Genomic DNA, 20,749 nt, shown 5'->3' on the forward strand with positions numbered 1-20,749 from the left:
ACTACGTTGCAGCCTGTTACAGCATACACCGTATATTTTATCGTTTAAATTACTCAGCAGCTGCAGCTGGCGCTTCAACTTCTTTGCTGTTTTCAACCAGCAAAGCGATTGTTTTGCGCAGTGAGATCTCTTCTTTCAAGTTAGCGAACGAGCCGTTACTTTCCAGAATGCTGCGGATCTCTTCTACAGAACGTTTGTAAGCATCCGCCATGTTTTGCAGCTCTTCATTAATTTCCGCTTCGGAAACTTCGATGTTTTCTGCTTTAGCCACTTGCTCCAGCACGAGGTTGTTGCGTACGCGCTTCTCAGCATCAGCTTTCATTTGCTCTTCCAGGTCTTCTTTGCTTTGACCGGAGAAGCCGAGGAACATTTCAAGATTCATGCCTTGGCTGCGCAGACGGTTGTCGAAATCGCGAACCATGTTTTGCACTTCACTCTTAACCATTGCCTCAGGAATGTCGATTGTTGCATTTTCAGCAACTTTCTCCACTACAGCGCCCTCACGAGCTGCTTTAGCTTCGTTTTCTTTGCGTTCCAGCAATTGCTTTTTCAAGTCTTCCTTGAATTCAGCAAGTGTGTCAAATTCACTTACATCTTTAGCAAATTCATCGTCCAATTCAGGAAGAACTTTGCGTTTCAGTTCATGAACTTTCACTTTAAATACAGCTTGTTTACCAGCGAGGTCAGCAGAATGGTAGTTCTCAGGGAACGTTACTTCAACGTCCTTGGAATCACCAGTGTGCAAACCAATCACTTGATCTTCAAAGCCAGGGATGAAGGTATTGGAACCCAGTTCCAGAGAATACTTCTCAGCTTGTCCACCTTCGAACTGTACACCGTCTACGGAACCGTCGAAGTCAATGATAGCTGTATCGCCGGATTGAGCAGCATCTTCATCAACGACAACCAATTCAGCATGACGTTGTTGCAGGCGCTCCAGCTCTTGAGCCAGTTCTTCGTCGCTTACTTCGATTTTGCTTACAGGCACTTCTACGCCTTTGTAATCGCCCAAAGTTACTTCAGGTTTAACAGTAACTTTTGCTTTGAATTTGAAAGTTTCGCCTTTAGCAAATTGATCAATTTCAACATCTGGGCTATCTACTGGGAAGATGTCTGTTTGCTCTACAGCTTGGCTGTATGCTTCTGGCAACAGGAAGTCAATTGCATCCTGGTACAGACTTTCAATGCCATAACGTTTTTCAAAGATAGGACGTGGCACTTTACCTTTACGGAATCCTGGTACGCTTACTTGTTTAACCACTTTATTAAAAGCTTTGTCGAGTGCAGCGGCTACACGATCCGCGTCTACCTCAACTTCAAGAACCCCAAGGTTCTTCTCTATTTTCTCCCAAGTTGCTTTCATTTTATGCTTTCCCCTCCAACAAAATCTTCACTTAGTTTTCATTACAATCAACGCACACAAAATAACCACTATAGTATATCTAACATTACTGTCTTTTTCAAGAGCAGCCCTTGAATGCTTTAACAGGTAAACGTTTCCGGTCATTAAGGAGTGTTCATTCCCGCCGCTACGAATAATCGCATCGACCGATATGCTTGCTCAAAACGGAAGCGTAGTGCATCTGTAATGCCATATATAGCGCGGGTTTCTTCTTCATTATTGTTCCCGTTCAAACTTTCCGAAACGGTCTGATGGAGTGCTGCTGCCCAAATATCCGGCATTCCGTCCTCTTCTACCAACATTGATCTATAATCTTTCGTACCGTACACGGCCATCACAAACTGTGACCACAGCTCCTGTGCAAAATAGAATAGTGTGGGCTCATGCACTTCAGTCTGGTCGGCTACCCGTTCCAAAATACGCATAATCGCCTCTGGAAACTCATCAGGCTGTAACGGAACCGTTTCAATATCGATTTCTGTCTTTTCATCCCCTCGTCTGATTTCTATCGTCCCTTCCATTCCGCGGCGTCTCAATGTCTGTAGAACACGGAATTGGAGAAGAGGATGGATTTCCCGTTCAGTAATCCAGCGAAGCAAAGCATCGTCGATCTCCGGCAGTTCCAAGTAAGATAGCTGTTCCAAAGCTAGAATCGTCTGTTCGGATAACGGTTGATCCATAGCCATCTGCAAAAGCTTGTTACCGTAGCCTGCATCCTGTTCCTGCTTAAAACGTGCATGACGGCGAGCCAACTCAACTTCACTGACTTCGTCTTCTTCCACATTGTCCGTTACCGCTCCGCTGTCAGCATACTGTGGAAATGCAGCTTCCAACCATTGTGATAGAGCGTTCCATTCATCGTATTGTTTCTGCTCCTGTCCCTGACACTGCATCAAAAAGCGCAGCATCGCCATCGCCTCTCCGTAACGTTCGTTTTCAAGCATCACCGTAAGTTGAATTTGATAGTAGTCCAGTGTCTTCGGAAACAATACGATATTATTTTCTTTTGTCGTCACCTTGGAGTCCTTTATTTTCAAGGCACCCCCTCTCCTCCGCAAGCTAAGTATTTGTAGATTATATGAGAAACAGCAGCCGAAGTTCAACCACTCGTCTTCAACATATTCACCTGTATTCTAACATACCCTTTTATAAGGCAAAAAAAACGATGTGTAGTCTGAATTTATGTGGTGTAGAGCCCAAATAAACGATAAATGCAAAATAAGACTTGAATCTTTTTCATCCATATGATATATTAATATTCGCTTGAATTTTATGTCCCAGTAGCTCAGCTGGATAGAGCAACGGCCTTCTAAGCCGTCGGTCGGGGGTTCGAATCCCTCCTGGGACGTATAGCCGAAGCTTCCTATTTAGGAAGCTTTTTTTATTTTCCAGCGAAATAGGACCCACCGTGAACGTTGGAGCCCAGCATCGTATTACAACCTATTTTAATGTAGAAAAGGCTGTTTCCGTAGCGCTGTTCGAGCGCTTGTCTGGGACAGCCTTTTAATCGAGGATATACCCATTACACCGCTTGACTGCGTGGAGTAGTAAGGAGTAATTTCAAATGAAATTAATATCTTGGAATGTAAATGGCTTAAGAGCCTGTGTAACCAAAGGATTCTATACTTATCTAAAAGAAACGAATGCCGATATTTTTTGCGTACAGGAAACGAAGCTTCAAGAAGGACAAATCCTCATGGAGAACATGGAGGAATACATGCAATACTGGAATTATGCTGAGAAAAAAGGGTATTCTGGCACAGCTATTTTCACCAAAATCAAGCCGCTCTCTGTGCATTATGGACTTGAAGAAAATGAAGAACCGGAGGGTCGAACCCTTACGCTGGAATTTGAAAAATTTTATCTTGTCAATGTGTACACACCGAATACCAAACGGGATTTATCCCGATTGCCATACAGGCTCGAATGGGAAGACCGTTTTCGCAACTATCTGCAACAACTAGACACTCTGAAGCCTGTCATCATTTGCGGAGACTTGAACGTGGCTCATCAGGAGATCGATCTCAAAAATGCCAAAGCCAACTACGGAAATGCTGGCTTCACGCCCGAGGAACGAGACCGCATGTCACAGCTGCTCAACGCTGGATTTATAGACACCTTCAGATATTTTTATCCTGATCGAACGGATGTTTATTCCTGGTGGTCCTATATGCCAAAGGTGAGAGAACGGAATATCGGCTGGCGGATTGATTACTTCCTCGTCTCGGAGCGGCTTCGTCCGCTTTTAATAGATGCGAGTATTGATTGCCATATTACAGGCAGTGACCACTGCCCTGTTATATTAGATTTGCAAGATATTTCCGCGTAATTCCGCACTAATACAAGAAATTAGGGTCTTAAAAAGCCGTCATGCTCCGTTTGGCAGCATGACGGCTTAAATGAATTAAAGCGATCTCTCCAGATGCACCTCGATACGAGAAACCAGCCGGTCTCTCACATCCTGCGCCTCTTTTTGGTCTAATACAGCCTGGTTTATTGTCTTCTGTTCCTCATTGCTATAATGCAGTATATACTGTTTCACTATGCAGTCCGGCGCGTAAGTATCCATGCGACTTGTATTATAATACGTCACCTGGCAGCTTCCGAGAAAGCAGAAGGTTAACTCACCTGTAGCTGTGAACAGCCAGCCTGGCAACTTGGGCTCCAGCTTCAAGGTAAGCCCCCTAGAATCATAGCCAAATGGCTGCCCGCCTGTCATCATCCATAGCCACATATGAATAAATTCTGCCGTTGATCCACTCAGCCTCGCAATATAGCCCGTTCCATGCAAACTTGCATCAGGATTAGCACTGCTAGCAATAAAGGAACTGTTTTCCAGCGTACTTCTTCCATAGATCGCAGCGTCCATAAAAGGGGGTAGCGCTTTTTGGATGTCGGCAAAAAATTCAGTGTATAGACCCACCTTTAAACACTCAAGTAAATATTTATATTCCATATGCATAAATATCGATTCATTTTCCAGCCACCCTGGCGTGAAAGCTCTGGAACGGCCCAGTTCAAACGGCTGCCCCGCCAGACTCTCATTCACCTTATACATACCCAGCTTTTTGTCGTAAAGCTCGCTCTGTCTGATTTGTCGATACAGCTTGCGCCCATTTATAATGTCGCCAGTTACTTTCATAGCCCGGGTTGGCCCTTCTAGGAAGAACGGTATATCCTTGCGTTTAAAGGAATGTATATTTACAAACATCCCCCCGTTCTCATCCTCCTGTACCTCGAATTCTTTGGCTTCATAATAAAAGAAGGTTGGGTATATCCCCTTTCCTATACGCAGAGCCTTATCCATCCCCTCTTGAATCTTACGTTCAGCCCGCTGCAAAAACACCAGCACATCATCAAAGGATAATGCTGCTTCGGTCCCTTCAAATCCAAAACGAACCGTTTCGCGATATGCTTCTCTAGCATCCGAAATCCGTGACCAGAAGCCATGATCGGCACTACCATTCCCAGGCTCCGCATCATTAAAATCGTGGTAGTACTCTTCAACTGCGAGCCCTAATTCTTGGATCAACCTGGCGACCTCTAGCGGTAGTCTCAGCACAAAGTCTGCCGAAAGCTTCATCTGTGCATGTATTAAAAATCTTACGAGTCGCTGTAACTCGCATAGCTCACTAAAGCCCGAAGCAAACAGCCCCGGAAGTCCGTTCATGGAATCATTCCATCCTGGTTTCCCCGCCTCCATCTCAATTCCCAAGCCTTCTGGATCTAATGTAGACAGCTTGATGGCTGCCAAGGACAGCAGCTTCTCGTACAAATTGGACTTGTAAATCTCTCCGTTGCCTCGTCCGGTTCGAACCCAGTGAACATCACGACTCCGCATGTGAAGTTGAGCTTCCTTCTCCTTGCTTTCTACAACCGCTCCGTACTGACGAATACGTCCATCCTTCATCTGCACGTATTTGTTTCGGCGCGGCTGTACCCATGCCGGACTGTCGTAATACATGTACTCCCTGGTCGAGAGCAGGAGTTCTTCTTGTTTGTCTGGAAAGATACTCAAATAGCTTTCGATTAGATCCATATTATAAGTCCAATGGTCGATCCAGAAGCCTTCACCAAAATCAGCCTCATAGCATTGTTCGGAATGCTTGAGGGCTTCGATCACAAATGTCTCTACCGTTTGCTTTAGTCCAATATTGTCATGAATGATGTGCTGAATCAGCTCGCCCGGGGTAAATGATGATTGAAAAAAAGTACACAAAGACGAATGGGCCGCCACTTCCACCTGTTCCAGCAACGGTTCGAGCTCTCGTATTTGAAAGCTACAGCCTTTTACAACAAGCGGATTATAGCCATCCGGCTGAATCAGGCTCATAAACAAACGAATATTAAAATCTCCGACGTCCGGGTTAAACCACACATCATTTCTCCGATTCTGGTTCGCATCGCGGAAATTACCATTTCCTTGAGAATAATACCCCGCCTGAAGTTTGAAAAAATTATAGTCTCGTTCCAGATCCCCATGCTTGCGCGAAAATACATGATACACAAAGGGTTGCTCCGTGCCGTTGTCCAGCAATAATGGATAACCACCACGTAACAGATTATCCAGATAGCTCTGACGACAGTATTCGTCAAACAACGGAATGGATGTCTGCGTGGCCATTCCATCCGTCAACTCTTCAACTAACGTTCTAGCTTCCTTCGCCTTTTGATCGATATAAGACATCGTTGCAATTTCTGTAATCCGTTTATTGATCAATTGAATATCATTCACATGCCCGATGACCGAACAGTGATTTACAGCTGTACCTGCCGCCAATCGTGCCGCATAACCGCTAAACCCACAAGGCACTTTATTCGTCGTCACTGGCTGCTGTGATATCAGGTCTTCAACACGTGTATGGATAAAGCAATCAGGGAAGGTCAGGGACGTATTTTCACCAAATATAATGGACGGATCGACAATGGGACGTACTAGTCTGGCCTTGCCATCCTGCTCCACAAAGCTATACATAAAATGTCCCGCCTCAATCTGATGGACCTCACTTGTATCCGCTGTACTTCCACGTACCTTATAGTAAGGTATGCCGTTATTGAGGTTATACACATCCATCCAGCTTTTCAGTGTATATCCAAGCTCCTTGTAAGCCGTATTGTCAATACCGAAGGGCAGCACAGCCGGCATGCCATCCAGCACCTCCAGCTCAAGTTCTTGATCGGAATGATTGACAATCTCAACCTTGCGCACCAAAGCAGCGTAACTTTCATGAGGAAGCGTAAAATATTGCACACGCACCTCCAGCCCTATATCTGGATGAAGGCTATTAATTTCCAGCATATGGCGGGATATTAACATTTTTTGTTGCTCATGCTCCAAAGGACGCACAACCGAAAACGGCTCCATATAGCTCCACTCATCCTGCCTTTTTACCTTTAAAAAGGTACGGAAGCCATGGATCGGTACGAGACTATAGCTGCGGTTAGCCGGAAAAAATTCCATAATCGCTCCATTTTTATCCTCCACACCAAAGCTCGCAATTCCTTGTCCACGATTAACATAATACGCCCACAGGGGAATCCCCTGAACACCAGCAATGCCGGGCAAGAAACTGGAAAAGGGCTTGGCATGCGCAAAATTTTCAATCACAAAACGTCCTTGATTGTCAAAATAATACGGCTGCATCGTATCCCCCTTTTCTATTTAAAACCCGTTCTTTGCCATCATTTGCTTGAACCATAGCGCACTTTGTTTGGGAGTCCGTTCCTGCGTCTCGTAATTGATATGCACAATGCCAAAACGCTTGCTGTAGCCCCAGGCCCATTCAAAGTTATCAAGGAAAGACCAGACAAAATACCCCTTGAGCTGGCCTCCCTCTCTAATGAAGCGATGACAGGCCTTTAAATGTTCTTCAATATAGCGCTGACGCCCGGTATCCTCAATCTGCCCATTTACCAGTTCATCCCTCATCGCTGCTCCATTTTCCGTAATCAGAATGGGCAAGCCCTTGCTAAAATCCTTCTCAATCCGTGTCAGCAGCTTATAAAAAGATTCAGGGTGAATCTCCCATCCCATGTCCGTTACTGGCTCCTCCATGTGAACCTGCTCTACTTGCAGCAACGAAGCGTCGTTCGTTGATCGAATGATGCTGCGGGAATAATAGTTAATGCCCAAAAAATCCCCTGGTTGCTGAATCAGCTCCATATCACCATGCTGTACAAAATCCAATCCATTCAGATACGTTCCGTACCATTCCACCATATCTTCAGGATACTTTCCGTTAAACAATGGCTCCGCAAACCAACGATTAATAAAGCCATCTCTTCTGATGGCAGCAGCCACGTCCTCGGGTCGCTCGGAAGCCGCATCCACATGTTCCATGTTCAACGTAATGCCAATCTTACCCGTTAACCCTTTCTCCTTGTGCAAATTGCTGGCAATCCCATGACACATCAGAATATGATGGGCGGCAGTAAAGGCTTCCCTCCAGTTCTCATGGCCAGGGGCATGCTCTCCTGTACCATAGCCCAAAATAGAGGCGCAATAAGGCTCATTTATCGTATTCCACCAGTTTATCCGCTCGCCGAATCGATCCATGATTACAGAGGCATACGTTTTAAAATGTTGGATAGTCTCTCGCTGTGTCCATCCACCCTCGTCCTCAATCCACTGCGGTAGATCCCAATGATACAGCGTCAGCATCGGGATCAGTCCAGCCAACTCAATCTCATCCAGCAGATGCTCGTAGAAGAGCAACCCCTCTTCGTTAATAATGCCAGGCGCGGGCATAATACGTGGCCAAGCTACAGAAAAACGATAATGTAAAAAACCAAGCTGTTTCATTAATTGCACGTCTTCTTTAAAGTGGTGAAAATGATCACATGCTACATCTCCACAGTCCCCTCCGATTACCTTCCCGGGGATTTGACAAAAAGTATCCCAAATGGAGGGCGTTCTGCCGCCCTCATCTGTACCCCCTTCAATTTGATAAGAAGAGGTTGAAGTTCCCCATATAAACGTGGCAGGAAATATAAAGGTATTCTCGCTCATACTCGGTACCGTCCTTTCAGGAATCAAGACTTCACAGCTCCAGCCATTGCACCGCCGACAATAAAGCGCTGGAGGAAAATATACAAAATAACCAGCGGGAGTGTAACAATCAAGATACCGCAAGCAAGCAGCGGCCAGTTGTTCATGTATTGTCCATAGAAAGAGAACAGTCCCTTGGTCACTGGCTGATAGGCGGGATCAGACAAATAAATGGTAGGACCTATAATGTCGTTCCATGCACCAATGGCTGTCAAAATGATGCCTGTCGCCAACACGGGCTTCATCAGTGGTACAAGAATCGTGAACAAATAACGTGAATAACCGCATCCGTCCATTGCAGCCGCTTCATCCAGCTCTCGGGAGACAGACTTGATATACCCCACAAACATCAGAAAAGCGATGCCGGTACCTGTCGTTTTCAGCAAAATAAAACCAAGCTGTGTATTGTACAGTCCCAGACTATTAATAAGGGCAAATTGCGGAATTAGCGGATTGGGGAGATACATGGAAATCAGGAAAAACACATAAAAGAAGGTGCTGAACTTAACATATCCCCGTGCCAGCGGAAAGGCGGCAAACACGGATATAATCAGGGTTAATAACGTAGAAACTCCTGTATACAAAATACTGTTCCACATATATTGAGAGAAATTCCCTTTATCCCAAGCATCCATGAAATTCTCCAAACGCAGACCCTTGGCTAGCGCTACAGGATCCATCAAATACTCGCTTTGCGTCTTCATTGATACATTAAAAAGGTAGAAAAGCGGGAGTACATATAACGAAAGCATGAGCAGTACGATGGTGTAGCTCACTATTTTGGTTCCTTTGCTACTGCTCATTACATTTCCACCTCTCTTCTGCGCAAGTAATAGAGTGCAATCATTGATACCGTAAACACGAATACAAACTGGATCATCGCAACTGCGGAAGCAAGACCATAATCTGATGTCCCGGAGCCAAAGGCTGTGGCATATACATCAAATGCAAGTGTCGTCGTGTTGAATTTACCCCCTGTCAGCACATAAATAATGTCAAAGGTTTGCAAGGCGCCGATAATGGATAGCAGCATATTGACGGTAAAGGACGGTGCAATCATTGGAAAGGTAATATTTTTGAACGCTTTCCATCCAGAAGCGCCGTCCATATATCCCGCTTCATATAAGTCACTAGGAATGGATTGGAGTCCAGCTAAGAAAATAGTCATCGAGTAACCCATGTACATCCAAATTTGCACAAAAATGACCAATTCAAATGCAATATCATAATCCCCAAAGAAGTTGGAGCTGGTTCCAAAAAAGTTCAGCAATGCTTGCGCAGGACCGCCAAGCGGATTGGCAAGCAGCTGCCAGATCAGACCGGATACCGTTACCCCGAGCACAACGGGCAGAAAAAATACAGAGCGATATAACACATCACCTTTGAGCTTTTTATTAATAAGGATAGCCATGAATAGCCCAACTGCGTTTTGGATCACAACCACCGCTACGGCAAAATATAAGGAACGGCCAATGGAAGCAATACGATCTCCAGAATCGGAGGAGGTGAAAAAGGTCGTGTAATTCTCAAATCCGATAAAATTCCACGTCTGTCCCGGAACCCCGGTAGCATCTGTAAAGGAAAAAAGCACGGTTACCATAGAGGGTCCAAAACCAAGAAGCAAATAGAGCAGCACCGGAATACTCAGCAGAAGATAGGGCATTATCCGGGCAGCACCCTTTCCAAAGGGATACATGGGTCTCACACCTTTTCACATTATTCGGGATTTTGCAAAATTCGATTCCAGTCGCTCCAAAGTGTAATATATAGACGAACTAGACCATTTCGATCTATATATTATTCATTGAAAGTCGCTTATTGGATTTTTGCAAAGTCCTCTATTATGGGAGCTTTACAGTTTTCATTTGTTTTCCTGTAAAATCTGTAGATTTATTTAGGGGCTGCCGCATCCCAGTCTGCTTGAGATTTCTGCGCAAGCTCCAAAGGCGTTTTTAACGGACCGGCAGGCGCCAAAAATTCCGCATGTACACTGGCTTCCTTAATGTACTGTCCAACATTCTTACGATTGATAAACAGCTGATCCCAAGAGAGCTTGAAGTTTTCCAGTGAAGGCTGGATTTCATTAACGAAATCGCTGCTTATCTTCACATCAGACTGTGTTGGCAAAAATCCAGCAGCATTCACAAAATCCGTGTAGTTCTGTTTCTCAGAGAGCATTTCAAGCCATTTGATCGCATACTCCTTGTTTGGTGACTTTTCTAGTACCATCCAGGTCATATCATACTTGCCTGCCAGGTTTTTATTTTTGGCGGGGTCGTTACTGCCCGGGATCGGGAAATAACCAAATTTCAGCTCTGGATTGGCTGTCTGAATCGTAGTTGCATCCCACGTACCATCCGCAATCATCGCTACACGCCCGGAAGCAAATAAGCTTGGCAAGGTTCCATAGTCAATTCCCATAAATCCACCAATGGCATTGTTCATCAAAATTTGTGATTTTTCCAGCACCTCAAGCTGGACAGGGTCAGTCAGTTTTGTTTTACCTGTCCACAACCCTTTGATGTATTCCAACTGATCATCATGGATAGAGGCCTGAAGCCCTTGGACAGCAAGGTTGATAGGCCATACATCTTTACCGCCGAAACCAATCGGTTCTACACCGTTATCCTTGAGCACCTTCATAACATTCACCAGTTCGTCCCATGTCGTGGGCACAGCAAGATTATATTTTTCAAAAATCTCTTTGTTGTAAAACAGACCTGTCAGGGCCACCTTACCCATGTTTACACCGTATACCTTGTCGTTATAGGTCATGGCATTTTTGACATCTGTAGGATTATAGTTTTTGATAAAAGCTTGATCTGACAGATCTGCAATGAGTCCTCCCTCGATCCACTGCTTCCACATCGGATCAGCAGCTCCCTTAGACCATTCCTGTGGGGCGCCTACGAAGCTGAATTTCAGAGGAATAATATCTGCATCACCGGTTGAACCCGCATTCATACGCGTTTGCATCAGTTGATCATAAGTGGAATCAGCAGGAACCGTCGTATACTCCACCTGAACATCAGGATACTTCTCTTCAAACTTTTTATTAAATTCCTTGATGTAGTTATTGATGTTCTCCTGCTGCCAATGAATAATCTTTAACGTGACCTTTTTATTCCCGTTCTGTCCAGCTTCGCTGCCTTTGCCGCAAGCGGCTAACAACACAACTAAAGCGGTTACAATAAATAAAGAAAGACACTTTTTCAGCATTGCAAAATTCCCCCTGTAATCTTAGAATAAATGCATTTACTTTACGAAAGCGGTTTAGTTAATTACAGCTACTATTATGTATCGAATAGCCTGTATTTGTAAATAGCAATTTGTAAATTATCAAAAAATCATTAACTATCGTTAAATCGAACTTCATTATCCATAATATATTAGGATTTATCCTTTAATAGCACGGTTGACTCTCTTCTATGAGGTAGCATAGAATACGAGTAATCATTAATTTTAGAATGCAAAGTCAATTTAACTAAATCAGTTTAGTTGCGGAGGATTCCATGAATATAAAAACAATAGCTAGTATGGCAGGCGTTTCAGTAGCGACGGTTTCGAAAATCATAAACAATTACACAGATATCAGTGAGGAAACCCGGCAGCGAGTACTTAAAATTATGGAGGAAACAGGCTATAGACCTTCCTCCTCGGCTAAAACACTTGCTACCAAAAAATCCAATCTGGTAGGCGTTATATTCGCTGGCAAGCTGAATGTCGATTTTAGTCATCCTTTTTTTGTGGACATCATTAATGTTTTCAAAAAGCAGATTGGCTTGCTCGGTTATGACCTGCTGTTTTTTTCAAATGAAAAATTTCTAGATAATGGAGAGGACTATTTGGCTCGCTCGAAATATTTTTCAGTGGACGGGTGCATTATTATTGCTGGGGACGAAGTGGAGAAAAGTGTTTTCGATCTCGACGCCAGTCCTATCCCCTGCATCGGTGTCGATATTGAGCTAACCGGAGCCAGTTCCTGCTACATTATGTCCGACAATCAAAAGATCTCAATGAAGGTTGTTGAGCACTTTTACATGAATGGATACCGCGAGATGGGTTTTATAGGCATTGAACGCCCCTCCTTGGTTATTAAAGAGAGAGAGGAAGCATTTATCGCTTCACTAAAGCGGTTTAGCCTTGATTTCAGACCTGAATGGATCGTGTATGGTAAGGACTATGCGGCAGAGGATGGGTACCAGATCGCAAAGGCGTGGATACAGCAAGGTGATTTACCAAGAGCTATTTTTGCGGCTACCGACCTGCTTGCCTTTGGCGCCATCCGTGCTTTTAAGGAAAGCGGCTTGAGGGTACCCGAGGATATCGCCGTAGTAGGATGTGATGATATTGAAGCTTGTCGTTATACAGATCCTCCGCTGACGACTGTAAAACAAGACAAGCAAAAAATAGGCCGTCTAGCCGCTATGGTGCTGTTTGACCTTATGAATAAACAAATGAATACAAAATGTATTAAAGTAGAGCCCGAACTAGTCATTCGTACCTCCTGCGGAGCTCGGCAAAATTGGAACCATACGAGGATCAAGGGATAGCATATACCTTAAAAAGGGTGACTCCTGTCGAGTTCAGAAGTCACCTTTCTGCAATTTAATTATCTATCTAAAGACCTTTCGTTTAAGCTGCTACTTGTAGGCCATCGTTGCCTTCACGGCCTTTTTCCAGCCTTCGTACAGGCTGTCACGTGCTGCTTCATCCATCGTAGGGGTAAAGGAAGTTTCCACCCTCACTCGCTTACGAAGTTCATCTGTACTCTTCCAGTATCCAACCGCCAAGCCTGCCAGACATGCGGCACCCAGCGCTGTTGTCTCATGGATGACCGGCCGTTCCACCGTCGCATCCAGAATATCGCTCTGGAATTGCATCAGAAAATTGTTCAACACAGCTCCACCATCCACTCGCAACATCTTCACCGTAATACCTGAGTCAATCTCCATGGCTGTAAGCACATCCTTGGTCTGATAAGCGAGCGACTCCAAGGTGGCGCGGATAAAATGCTCTTTTGTGGTTCCCCGCGTCAGACCGAACATCGCTCCACGCACCTCGCTATCCCAGTAGGGGCTGCCTAGTCCGACAAAAGCGGGTACAAGATACACCCCTTCTGTAGAGGAAACACGGGCCGCATAAGGCTCACTGTCCTTCGCCTCACGGAACATGCGCAGCCCGTCTCGCAGCCACTGGATCGCCGAGCCCGCAACAAACACACTCCCCTCAAGTGCGTATTGCACTTTGCCTTCCTCCAGTCCCCAAGCGATGGTCGTGATCAGACCGTGCTTGGATTCAACAGGCTGATCCCCCGTATTCATCAGCATAAAGCAGCCTGTGCCGTAAGTGTTTTTGATCATTCCTTTTTCATAACAAGCCTGACCGAACAAGGCTGCCTGCTGGTCACCTGCTGCACCAGCGATCGGTACATTCTGACCAAAAAAATGATAATCCACGGTGTGCGCATATACCTCGGAAGAGGGCCTTACCTCAGGCAGCATGATTTTTGGAACACCCAGAATGTCCAGCAGCTCTTCATCCCACTTGAGCTCGTAAATATTGTACATCAGCGTTCTGGCCGCATTGGAGTAGTCTGTTACATGAGCCTTTCCGCCGGATAGTTTCCAGATTAGCCACGAGTCAATCGTACCGAATAACAAGTCACCTCGTTCCGCCTTTTCCCGCGCGCCTTCTACATGATCCAGTATCCACTTTACTTTAGTGCCTGAAAAATACGGGTCGATCAATAACCCTGTTTTGCTGTGAAACAACTCCTCATGCCCTTGCCGCTTCAATTCTTCGCAAATATCCGCGGTTTGGCGTGATTGCCATACGAGTACGTTATACACGGGTAATCCTGTATTTTTGTCCCACACGACCACTGATTCACGCTGATTGGTAATGCCGATGGCAGCAATTTGTTTTGCTTTTACACCGGATTCGGAAAGACAGGAGGCAATAACGCCCAGAATAGAACTCCAGATTTCATTCGCATTCTGCTCTACCCAGCCGGGGTGAGGAAAATATTGCGGAAATTCCCGCTGGGCCGAGTACACCACATCTCCTTCGCTATTGAACAAAATCGCTCTTGAACTTGTCGTTCCCTGGTCTAGTGACAAAATATATTTTCCCATGTTCATCTCTCCCCGTGTAAATCCATCGTTTTTACGCTGTAAGCTTGTGATCCATTTTATGATTTTTATAAATACGACTAATACGGAAGGTAATCAAGAGTACAACCACGATAACCCCTAATAAAATCCAGAACGCCGGAGTCATACTCCCCTTAAAAACGGCCTGATAAAACGGCCCTGCGAAAGATCCCCCCAATAGCGGTCCTACAATGGGCACCCATGCATATTTCCAGTTGGATGCTCCCTTACCGGGTATCGGTAGTAAATAATGCATCAGACGCGGCCCAAAATCCCTCGCTAGATTGATGGCATAGCCCGTTGTGCCTCCAAGGGATAAACCGATACTGACAACCAAAAAACCAACAATTAGCGGTTTAAGGCCGTCTGTAAACGAATTGGCACCAAACGACAGTAAAGCAAGAACAAAGATAAAAGTACCTATCATTTCACTAAGCACGTTACCAAACGGATGATCAATAGCTGGTCCTGTCGCAAATACACTGAGTTTGGCTGCTGTGTCCTCCGTCTCTTTCCAGTGGGGCCAATAATGCAAAATGACGATCACTGCACCCGCCATGGCTCCAAGAACCTGAGCCACAATATAACCGGGAACATCCTGCCATGGAAAACTACCCTGAAATGCCAACGCGAGTGTAACTGCGGGATTCAAATGCGCTCCGCTGATTGGACCCACCGCATACACCCCAATAGCTACCGCAAGCCCCCACCCCAATCCGACCACAATCCAGCCGGAAGCGTGGGCAAAAGACTTTTTCAGGGACACCCCTGCGCACACTCCGCCACCTAGGGCAATAAGAATCATTGTCCCTATGAATTCGGCTGCGTATGGCGACATACAACCAACCTCCTCAATAGATCATCCGATTTTGATCGTTTTCATCGCGCAAAAAAAAGAAAAGCCATCACAAACCAACCCTGTGCTGTAACATGGGATGTCTGCGTGGCTCTCTTGTCTCCGTCACGATTATTAACTTAAATTTGATATTATATAAGCATGTAAGCGATGTCAACTGCGGATTTACGTCCTCTGATATCCTAAAATAATCGTTGACCATGTTAGATTGCCCGATTTATGATGTAAAAAAATGGCTGAATGTAAGGATTTCAGGATGAATACGACACTCCCAAACTTGATGATGAAGGGAAGAATGTTATGCTGAAATTTCTGCAAAAAATCGGCAAGTCATTAATGCTTCCAGTAGCTACATTACCCGCCGCAGGGATTTTGCAAGGGCTGGCTCTCATTAATTATGAGACGGATATTCCGCTTGGCCCTGGAGTTGGTGGATTTCTGAATCATTATGTCACTCCTTTTCTGAATGAAGGGGCGGGTGCTATCTTTGGCAATCTGGTGCTCATTTTCTCCATCGGTGTTGCTATTGGTCTAGCAGGCGACGCGGTAGCCGCACTTTCGGCAGTCATTGCCTATTTGGTGCTGACCCGTATTTTGGCGGCCGTACCGGGTATATTTGCGTATATTCCAGACGACGTCAAGCTGGACATGGGCGTATTGGGCGGTATTTTTATCGGCGGATGGTCTGCTTATCTGTTCAAAAAATATCACAATATTCAGCTTCCAGATTGGCTTGGCTTTTTTTCGGGCAAACGTTTTGTCCCCATGATTACCGCCTTCACGACCATGATTTTAGCCATTCTGCTTGGCATGATCTGGAGTCCAATACAAGATGGCATTGCAGCCTTCGGCAACTGGATTGTTGGCTTTGGTGGAATCGGGTCAATGGTGTTCATGATTGCCAATCGACTGCTGATCCCGCTCGGTCTGCATCATGTGCTGAACTCGATCGCATGGTTTCAAATTGGGGACTATACCAACGCTGCAGGTGAAGTTGTTCATGGTGACCTGACACGTTTTTTCGCAGGCGATACATCGGCGGGTATGTTCATGTCCGGTTTCTTCCCCATTATGATGTTCGCTCTGCCAGCGGCGGCTCTCGCATTCATCCATACGGCCAAGTCGGAAAAACGTAAAGCTGTCGCTTCCATCTTTATCGGCTCTGCACTAGCGTCGTTCCTGACCGGTATTACTGAGCCCCTCGAATTTTCTTTTATGTTCATTGCACCTCTGCTTTACGGCATTCATGCTCTGCTAACAGGTCTGAGCGGCCTAGTCGTATACCTACTGGATGTCAAACTCGGCTTTTCCTTTTCAGCAGGACTCATTGACTATCTGGTCAATATGAAGCTCTCCACCCACCCATTGCGAATGATCCCGATCGGGCTTGTCTTCGCCTTCATTTATTATTTTCTGTTCCGCTTCATCATCCTCAAATTCAACCTAAAGACTCCCGGGCGCGAAGACGATGTAGATGACACCCTTCTATTTGAGGCTAACAAATCCATACCCGTTGGAAAAGCAAGCGCCTCATCCGGCCCCCAGTCCAGTCAGGCAGGCCAGGTCCTAACCTATCTCGGCGGTTCAGACAATATCCAAAGCATTGATGCCTGCATCACGCGGTTGCGTCTTGTCGTCAAGGACGACAAAGCGGTTAACGATCAAGCTCTTAAGCAGCTCGGAGCGTCAGGAATTATCAGGCTTGGGAACGGTACCCTACAGGTTATTTTCGGTACTCGATCCGAAGCTCTGAAAGATGAGATACAACGATTGATGTCATGAAGCTAATCCCCTGCCTTAAGCACGTGCGATCTTCCTATAACAGACGCACGTGCTTTTTTTTATGGATAAACGTTTCAAATTTTTTGTTTTTGGTTAAGGCAATGCACATAAATGGGTAACAGCTTCATATGATGGAGCTAAACCATTTACAACTTGTTCAGTAGGCAGATTATTCAGACAGCAAGGAGGGAAATGATGTGAAGACAGTACAATGGCAATGGCTGGTATTATGTCTTGCTTTTCTCACTATGATTAGTGGTTGTAGTGGGTCCCTATCCTCTAAAGGTCAATCATCTGAAGTTAATTTGTCAAACAGCAAAAAGATAACGCTTACATTGTGGTACTGGAACCGTTCTATTGACGATGAATTGCTCGTCCAAGCCGAAAAACAGTTTCCCAACATTGAATTAAAAACTCAAAAAATAGGCGGTGACTTTAAAGCCAAGCTGAAGACAACGCTCGCAGCTCGTTCCGGTGAACCGGACATCGTAGCTCTGAACGACTGGATGGTGGAGCTATTCCCGAGTGCGGATCGTTTTTATGATCTAAAGGAACTCGGAGCAGACCGACTGAAGGATCAATATTTGGAATGGAAATGGAATCAGGGCATCACTCCTGATGGTAAAATGATTGCATTTCCCATGGATACTGGGCCTACCGCCCTCTTCTATCGAAGCGACCTGTTTGAACAGGCAGGCTTGCCAAGTGATCCTGAACAGGTCAGTGCCTCGATTCGCACATGGGATGATTATATGGCAGCCGGAGAACAACTTCGGCAGAAATTCGGAAGCCATTCATTTTTGGCCGATAATATTGTAAACGTTTACAATCAGGTACTCGCTCAACATACGAACCTGTACTTCAAGCCGGACGGAAGTTATATCGGTAATCAATCTCCTGACATCCGCCTGGGCTGGAAAACCGCTGTGGATTTCCACAGGAAGCATCTGCTCGCCAATGCAGATGGCTGGACTCCTGAATGGAATGCTTCGGTCAATAACGGCAAAATCGCCTCGTTCGTAGGGGCAATCTGGATGAAGCAAGTTCTCACAGAAGCCGCACCGGATACAGCGGGCAAATGGAGAGTCGCCCGTGCTCCTGGAGGAGACGGCAATCTGGGAGGGTCTTTCATCTCTATCCTCAAATCTAGCCAACACCCCAAAGAAGCCTTTGAAGTTCTGACCTGGCTGCAAAGCCCGGAACACCAACTGGAAGCCTACCATAAAATCGGCCTGTTCCCATCCACTCCCGGCGTCTATGACGATCCAGTGATGGAGACACCCGAGCCTTTCTTTGGTGGTCAGGCCACTGGCCTCATTTTTGCTGCCTCCGCACGTCATGTGAAAAATAGCTATTTCGGCGAGCGCTATCCTGTCATCCACGGCATTGTGACCCGTCGTCTTGCCAATGTGGCCAAGCAAAATGCCGATCCCGACTCATTATGGACGGAAACAATGCAACGAATTGAACGGGAATTACAGCGGTAAAAAATAAAACTTCAAAAAAGGCGTGTGGACAATATGCTGAGAGAAATCTGGAAGCACCGGGCTGTTTATGCTGCGATCTCGCCATTTTATTTGCTGTTTGGCATCTTTGGCTTGTTTCCGATTGGCTTTTCATTGTACCTGGCGTTTCACAAATGGGACGGGATCGGAGACATGACCTACAACGGCTGGGGCAACTTTCGTTACCTTGTGACAGATAACGAATTTTGGCAGGCTGTAGGTAATACGTTTGTGATCTGGGTGTACGCCACGATTCCAATGCTATTTCTAGCACTCATTGTTGCCTTTCTGCTTTATGCCCCTTTTGTGAAAATGCGCACCTTATGGCGAGTTGGATTCTTCCTGCCCAATGTGACATCTATTGTTGCTGTTGCCATCATCTTTGGCGCCTTATTTGCCAACAATTTTGGATTTCTCAACTACCTTTTGCAGCTCTTGGGGCTACCTATGATCCAATGGCTGAATGTGCCATGGGGTATCCAAATCGCCATTTCTTCCATGGTCGTCTGGAGATGGATGGGTTACAACGCCATTATCTATCTGGCTGGGCTCCAGAGTATCCCACATGTGCTGTATGAGGCCGCCAAAATAGACGGGGCAACCGGAGCGCAAGCTTTTTTCCGCATCACCATTCCGATGCTGCGCCCAGTCATTCTGTTTACGGTCATTACGTCCACCATCGGTGGCATGCAGCTGTTCACCGAGCCACAGGTCCTGGTCGGTAATGACGGCGGTGCCGGGGCAAGTGGCATGACCATCGTTTTATACCTGTACCGCGAGTCGTTCATTAACAACTATTTTGGATATGGCGCTGCTGTCGGATGGGGCATGTTTCTCATCATTGCTCTATTCTCCATCATCAATTGGAAACTCGTTCAAGGTAAAAAATAACGATGGAAGGAGCTTTACCACATGATACAGACACGTGCAAAATCCATTGTTTTATATGCCGGGCTGTTGGTAGGTATCATCCTGTCGATGTTTCCATTTTACTGGCTAATCGTCATGGCAACCCGTACAACCTCAGACATCTATCGTTTTCCGCCACAATTGTGGTTCGGCAGCCACTTCCTGGATAACATCACGAGAGTATTGCAGCAGATTGATTTTGCCGGCGCCTTTTTGAATACCCTTTTTGTAGCCAGTTCGATTACCCTATTGGTGCTGTTTTTTGATTCACTGGCCGGTTTTGCATTCGCAAAGTTTGATTTTCCGGGCAAAAAGGTGTTATTCGTCATTCTGCTTGCAACAATGATGGTCCCTTCACAACTTTCGCTCGTCCCCTCATTTGTCATGATGGCTTCCTTTGGATGGGTAGGTACGTTCAAAGCGCTCATCATCCCAGGTATGGTAAATGCTTTCGGCATTTTCTGGATCCGCCAGTATGCAGAAGAATCTATTCCCAAGGAGCTCCTGGATGCGGGGCGTATGGACGGGTGCAGCTTTTTTCGACTGTACTGGAATGTAGCACTGCCGATTTTACGCCCTGCGTTCGCTTTTCTCGGCGCATTTACCTTTATAGGAGCTTGGAATGATTACTTATGGCCATTAATCGTTTTAACGGATGAGCGCAAATTCACCCTCCAGATTGCATTGTCGCAGTTGAACGGGATTTACAATACGGATTATGCGATGGTCATTGCTGGCACCCTGCTGGCTGTACTTCCTCTTATTATTTTGTTTCTTTTCATCAGCCGCCAATTTATTTCCGATCTTGCCGCTGGAGCGATCAAAGATTAGCTTCACTTGATTCCCCTTTTACTTGCTCTAAAGCGTCATCGAAACTGGACTTAAGCTCTGGAGAGGACTTGCACAACTATGAGCTCCGTGCGATTTTATTAATTGGAACGACTGCTCTAAATGGAACCCTCAAATAGGCTACTTCCGAGGCTGGGTCTACACACGATTGAACATGTACTGTCTACCTGTTATCCATATTTCCTTGTAAATTAGCCTCCATAGTTATCTAACGATTAATAAAAATCGCTTCCACTCATTTAA

At 45.7% G+C, this 20,749-nt stretch carries 15 protein-coding genes and 1 tRNA gene; 7 read left to right on the forward strand and 9 right to left on the reverse strand.

Annotated elements, in window-relative coordinates; genetic code table 11:
- Nucleotides 1–49: 49 nt before the first annotated feature.
- Together tig and G9G57_RS23390 are read right to left on the reverse strand one after the other, a co-directional pair.
- Nucleotides 50–1,363 (reverse strand): trigger factor, encoded by a 1,314-nt coding sequence (tig, locus tag G9G57_RS23385; protein WP_017427409.1) that lies wholly within the window; start codon nucleotides 1,361–1,363, stop codon nucleotides 50–52.
- Between the two features lie 143 nt (nucleotides 1,364–1,506).
- The gene (locus G9G57_RS23390) at nucleotides 1,507–2,439 is read right to left on the reverse strand and encodes a hypothetical protein (protein WP_016818406.1); all 933 of its coding nucleotides are present in this window, start codon (nucleotides 2,437–2,439) and stop codon (nucleotides 1,507–1,509) included.
- A 237-nt stretch (nucleotides 2,440–2,676) separates the two neighbouring features.
- On the opposite strand from G9G57_RS23390, the gene G9G57_RS23395 reads away from it, so the two are divergent.
- Together G9G57_RS23395 and G9G57_RS23400 are read left to right on the forward strand one after the other, a co-directional pair.
- Nucleotides 2,677–2,750 (forward strand) — tRNA-Arg (locus G9G57_RS23395).
- Between the two features lie 216 nt (nucleotides 2,751–2,966).
- The gene (locus tag G9G57_RS23400; protein ID WP_016818629.1) at nucleotides 2,967–3,731 is read left to right on the forward strand and encodes an exodeoxyribonuclease III; all 765 of its coding nucleotides are present in this window, start codon (nucleotides 2,967–2,969) and stop codon (nucleotides 3,729–3,731) included.
- 75 nt (nucleotides 3,732–3,806) lie between these two features.
- Here G9G57_RS23400 and G9G57_RS23405 read toward each other — a convergent pair whose 3' ends face one another.
- The 5 genes from G9G57_RS23405 to G9G57_RS23425 form a co-directional block, all read right to left on the reverse strand.
- On the reverse strand, nucleotides 3,807–7,046 hold the full coding sequence (locus G9G57_RS23405; protein ID WP_164965614.1) for a cellobiose phosphorylase: 3,240 nt from the start codon (nucleotides 7,044–7,046) through the stop codon (nucleotides 3,807–3,809).
- 18 nt (nucleotides 7,047–7,064) lie between these two features.
- The gene (locus G9G57_RS23410) at nucleotides 7,065–8,411 is read right to left on the reverse strand and encodes a GH1 family beta-glucosidase (RefSeq protein WP_164965615.1); all 1,347 of its coding nucleotides are present in this window, start codon (nucleotides 8,409–8,411) and stop codon (nucleotides 7,065–7,067) included.
- Between the two features lie 23 nt (nucleotides 8,412–8,434).
- The gene (locus tag G9G57_RS23415; protein WP_017427404.1) at nucleotides 8,435–9,253 is read right to left on the reverse strand and encodes a carbohydrate ABC transporter permease; all 819 of its coding nucleotides are present in this window, start codon (nucleotides 9,251–9,253) and stop codon (nucleotides 8,435–8,437) included.
- Nucleotides 9,253–10,146, reverse strand: coding sequence for a carbohydrate ABC transporter permease (locus G9G57_RS23420; RefSeq protein ID WP_016818625.1), 894 nt, complete (start codon nucleotides 10,144–10,146; stop codon nucleotides 9,253–9,255). Before G9G57_RS23420 ends, G9G57_RS23415 begins: the two co-directional genes overlap by 1 nt.
- A gap of 194 nt (nucleotides 10,147–10,340) precedes the next feature.
- Nucleotides 10,341–11,669 (reverse strand): ABC transporter substrate-binding protein, encoded by a 1,329-nt coding sequence (locus G9G57_RS23425; protein ID WP_164965616.1) that lies wholly within the window; start codon nucleotides 11,667–11,669, stop codon nucleotides 10,341–10,343.
- Between the two features lie 293 nt (nucleotides 11,670–11,962).
- Between G9G57_RS23425 and G9G57_RS23430 the strand changes: the two genes are divergently transcribed.
- The gene (locus G9G57_RS23430) at nucleotides 11,963–13,003 is read left to right on the forward strand and encodes a LacI family DNA-binding transcriptional regulator (RefSeq protein WP_164965617.1); all 1,041 of its coding nucleotides are present in this window, start codon (nucleotides 11,963–11,965) and stop codon (nucleotides 13,001–13,003) included.
- A gap of 90 nt (nucleotides 13,004–13,093) precedes the next feature.
- Here the strand turns inward: G9G57_RS23430 and glpK are convergent, their stop codons facing one another.
- Both glpK and G9G57_RS23440 read right to left on the reverse strand, forming a co-directional pair.
- Complete coding sequence (gene glpK, locus G9G57_RS23435) at nucleotides 13,094–14,587, reverse strand: glycerol kinase GlpK (RefSeq protein ID WP_164965618.1); 1,494 nt, start codon at nucleotides 14,585–14,587, stop codon at nucleotides 13,094–13,096.
- Nucleotides 14,588–14,618: 31 nt separating this feature from the next.
- On the reverse strand, nucleotides 14,619–15,443 hold the full coding sequence (locus tag G9G57_RS23440) for an MIP/aquaporin family protein (protein ID WP_164965619.1): 825 nt from the start codon (nucleotides 15,441–15,443) through the stop codon (nucleotides 14,619–14,621).
- 318 nt (nucleotides 15,444–15,761) lie between these two features.
- Between G9G57_RS23440 and G9G57_RS23445 the strand changes: the two genes are divergently transcribed.
- The 4 genes from G9G57_RS23445 to G9G57_RS23460 all read left to right on the forward strand — a co-directional run bounded on the left by G9G57_RS23445 (nucleotide 15,762) and on the right by G9G57_RS23460 (nucleotide 20,488).
- Nucleotides 15,762–17,243, forward strand: a complete 1,482-nt coding sequence (locus G9G57_RS23445) for a PTS transporter subunit EIIC (protein ID WP_164965620.1) — start codon at nucleotides 15,762–15,764, stop codon at nucleotides 17,241–17,243.
- Nucleotides 17,244–17,440: 197 nt separating this feature from the next.
- Nucleotides 17,441–18,730: an ABC transporter substrate-binding protein gene (locus G9G57_RS23450; protein ID WP_107734856.1), complete on the forward strand. Its 1,290-nt coding sequence runs from the start codon at nucleotides 17,441–17,443 to the stop codon at nucleotides 18,728–18,730.
- A gap of 33 nt (nucleotides 18,731–18,763) precedes the next feature.
- Complete coding sequence (locus G9G57_RS23455; RefSeq protein WP_016818618.1) at nucleotides 18,764–19,639, forward strand: carbohydrate ABC transporter permease; 876 nt, start codon at nucleotides 18,764–18,766, stop codon at nucleotides 19,637–19,639.
- Nucleotides 19,640–19,660: 21 nt separating this feature from the next.
- On the forward strand, nucleotides 19,661–20,488 hold the full coding sequence (locus tag G9G57_RS23460; RefSeq protein WP_107734857.1) for a carbohydrate ABC transporter permease: 828 nt from the start codon (nucleotides 19,661–19,663) through the stop codon (nucleotides 20,486–20,488).
- Nucleotides 20,489–20,749: the final 261 nt, after the last annotated feature.

Source organism: Paenibacillus sp. EKM211P (assembly GCF_011066175.1).
GTDB lineage: Bacteria > Bacillota > Bacilli > Paenibacillales > Paenibacillaceae > Paenibacillus > Paenibacillus polymyxa.

Coding starts and splice junctions, on each gene's coding strand:
- G9G57_RS23405 (WP_164965614.1), bottom strand. CDS start 7,046: ATGCAGCCGTATTATTTTGACAATCAAGGACGTTTTGTGATTGAAAAT.
- G9G57_RS23425 (WP_164965616.1), bottom strand. CDS start 11,669: ATGCTGAAAAAGTGTCTTTCTTTATTTATTGTAACCGCTTTAGTTGTG.
- G9G57_RS23410 (WP_164965615.1), bottom strand. CDS start 8,411: ATGAGCGAGAATACCTTTATATTTCCTGCCACGTTTATATGGGGAACT.
- G9G57_RS23445 (WP_164965620.1), top strand. CDS start 15,762: ATGCTGAAATTTCTGCAAAAAATCGGCAAGTCATTAATGCTTCCAGTA.
- G9G57_RS23460 (WP_107734857.1), top strand. CDS start 19,661: ATGATACAGACACGTGCAAAATCCATTGTTTTATATGCCGGGCTGTTG.
- G9G57_RS23455 (WP_016818618.1), top strand. CDS start 18,764: ATGCTGAGAGAAATCTGGAAGCACCGGGCTGTTTATGCTGCGATCTCG.
- G9G57_RS23400 (WP_016818629.1), top strand. CDS start 2,967: ATGAAATTAATATCTTGGAATGTAAATGGCTTAAGAGCCTGTGTAACC.
- G9G57_RS23440 (WP_164965619.1), bottom strand. CDS start 15,443: ATGTCGCCATACGCAGCCGAATTCATAGGGACAATGATTCTTATTGCC.
- glpK (WP_164965618.1), bottom strand. CDS start 14,587: ATGGGAAAATATATTTTGTCACTAGACCAGGGAACGACAAGTTCAAGA.
- G9G57_RS23420 (WP_016818625.1), bottom strand. CDS start 10,146: ATGTATCCCTTTGGAAAGGGTGCTGCCCGGATAATGCCCTATCTTCTG.
- tig (WP_017427409.1), bottom strand. CDS start 1,363: ATGAAAGCAACTTGGGAGAAAATAGAGAAGAACCTTGGGGTTCTTGAA.
- G9G57_RS23430 (WP_164965617.1), top strand. CDS start 11,963: ATGAATATAAAAACAATAGCTAGTATGGCAGGCGTTTCAGTAGCGACG.
- G9G57_RS23415 (WP_017427404.1), bottom strand. CDS start 9,253: ATGAGCAGTAGCAAAGGAACCAAAATAGTGAGCTACACCATCGTACTG.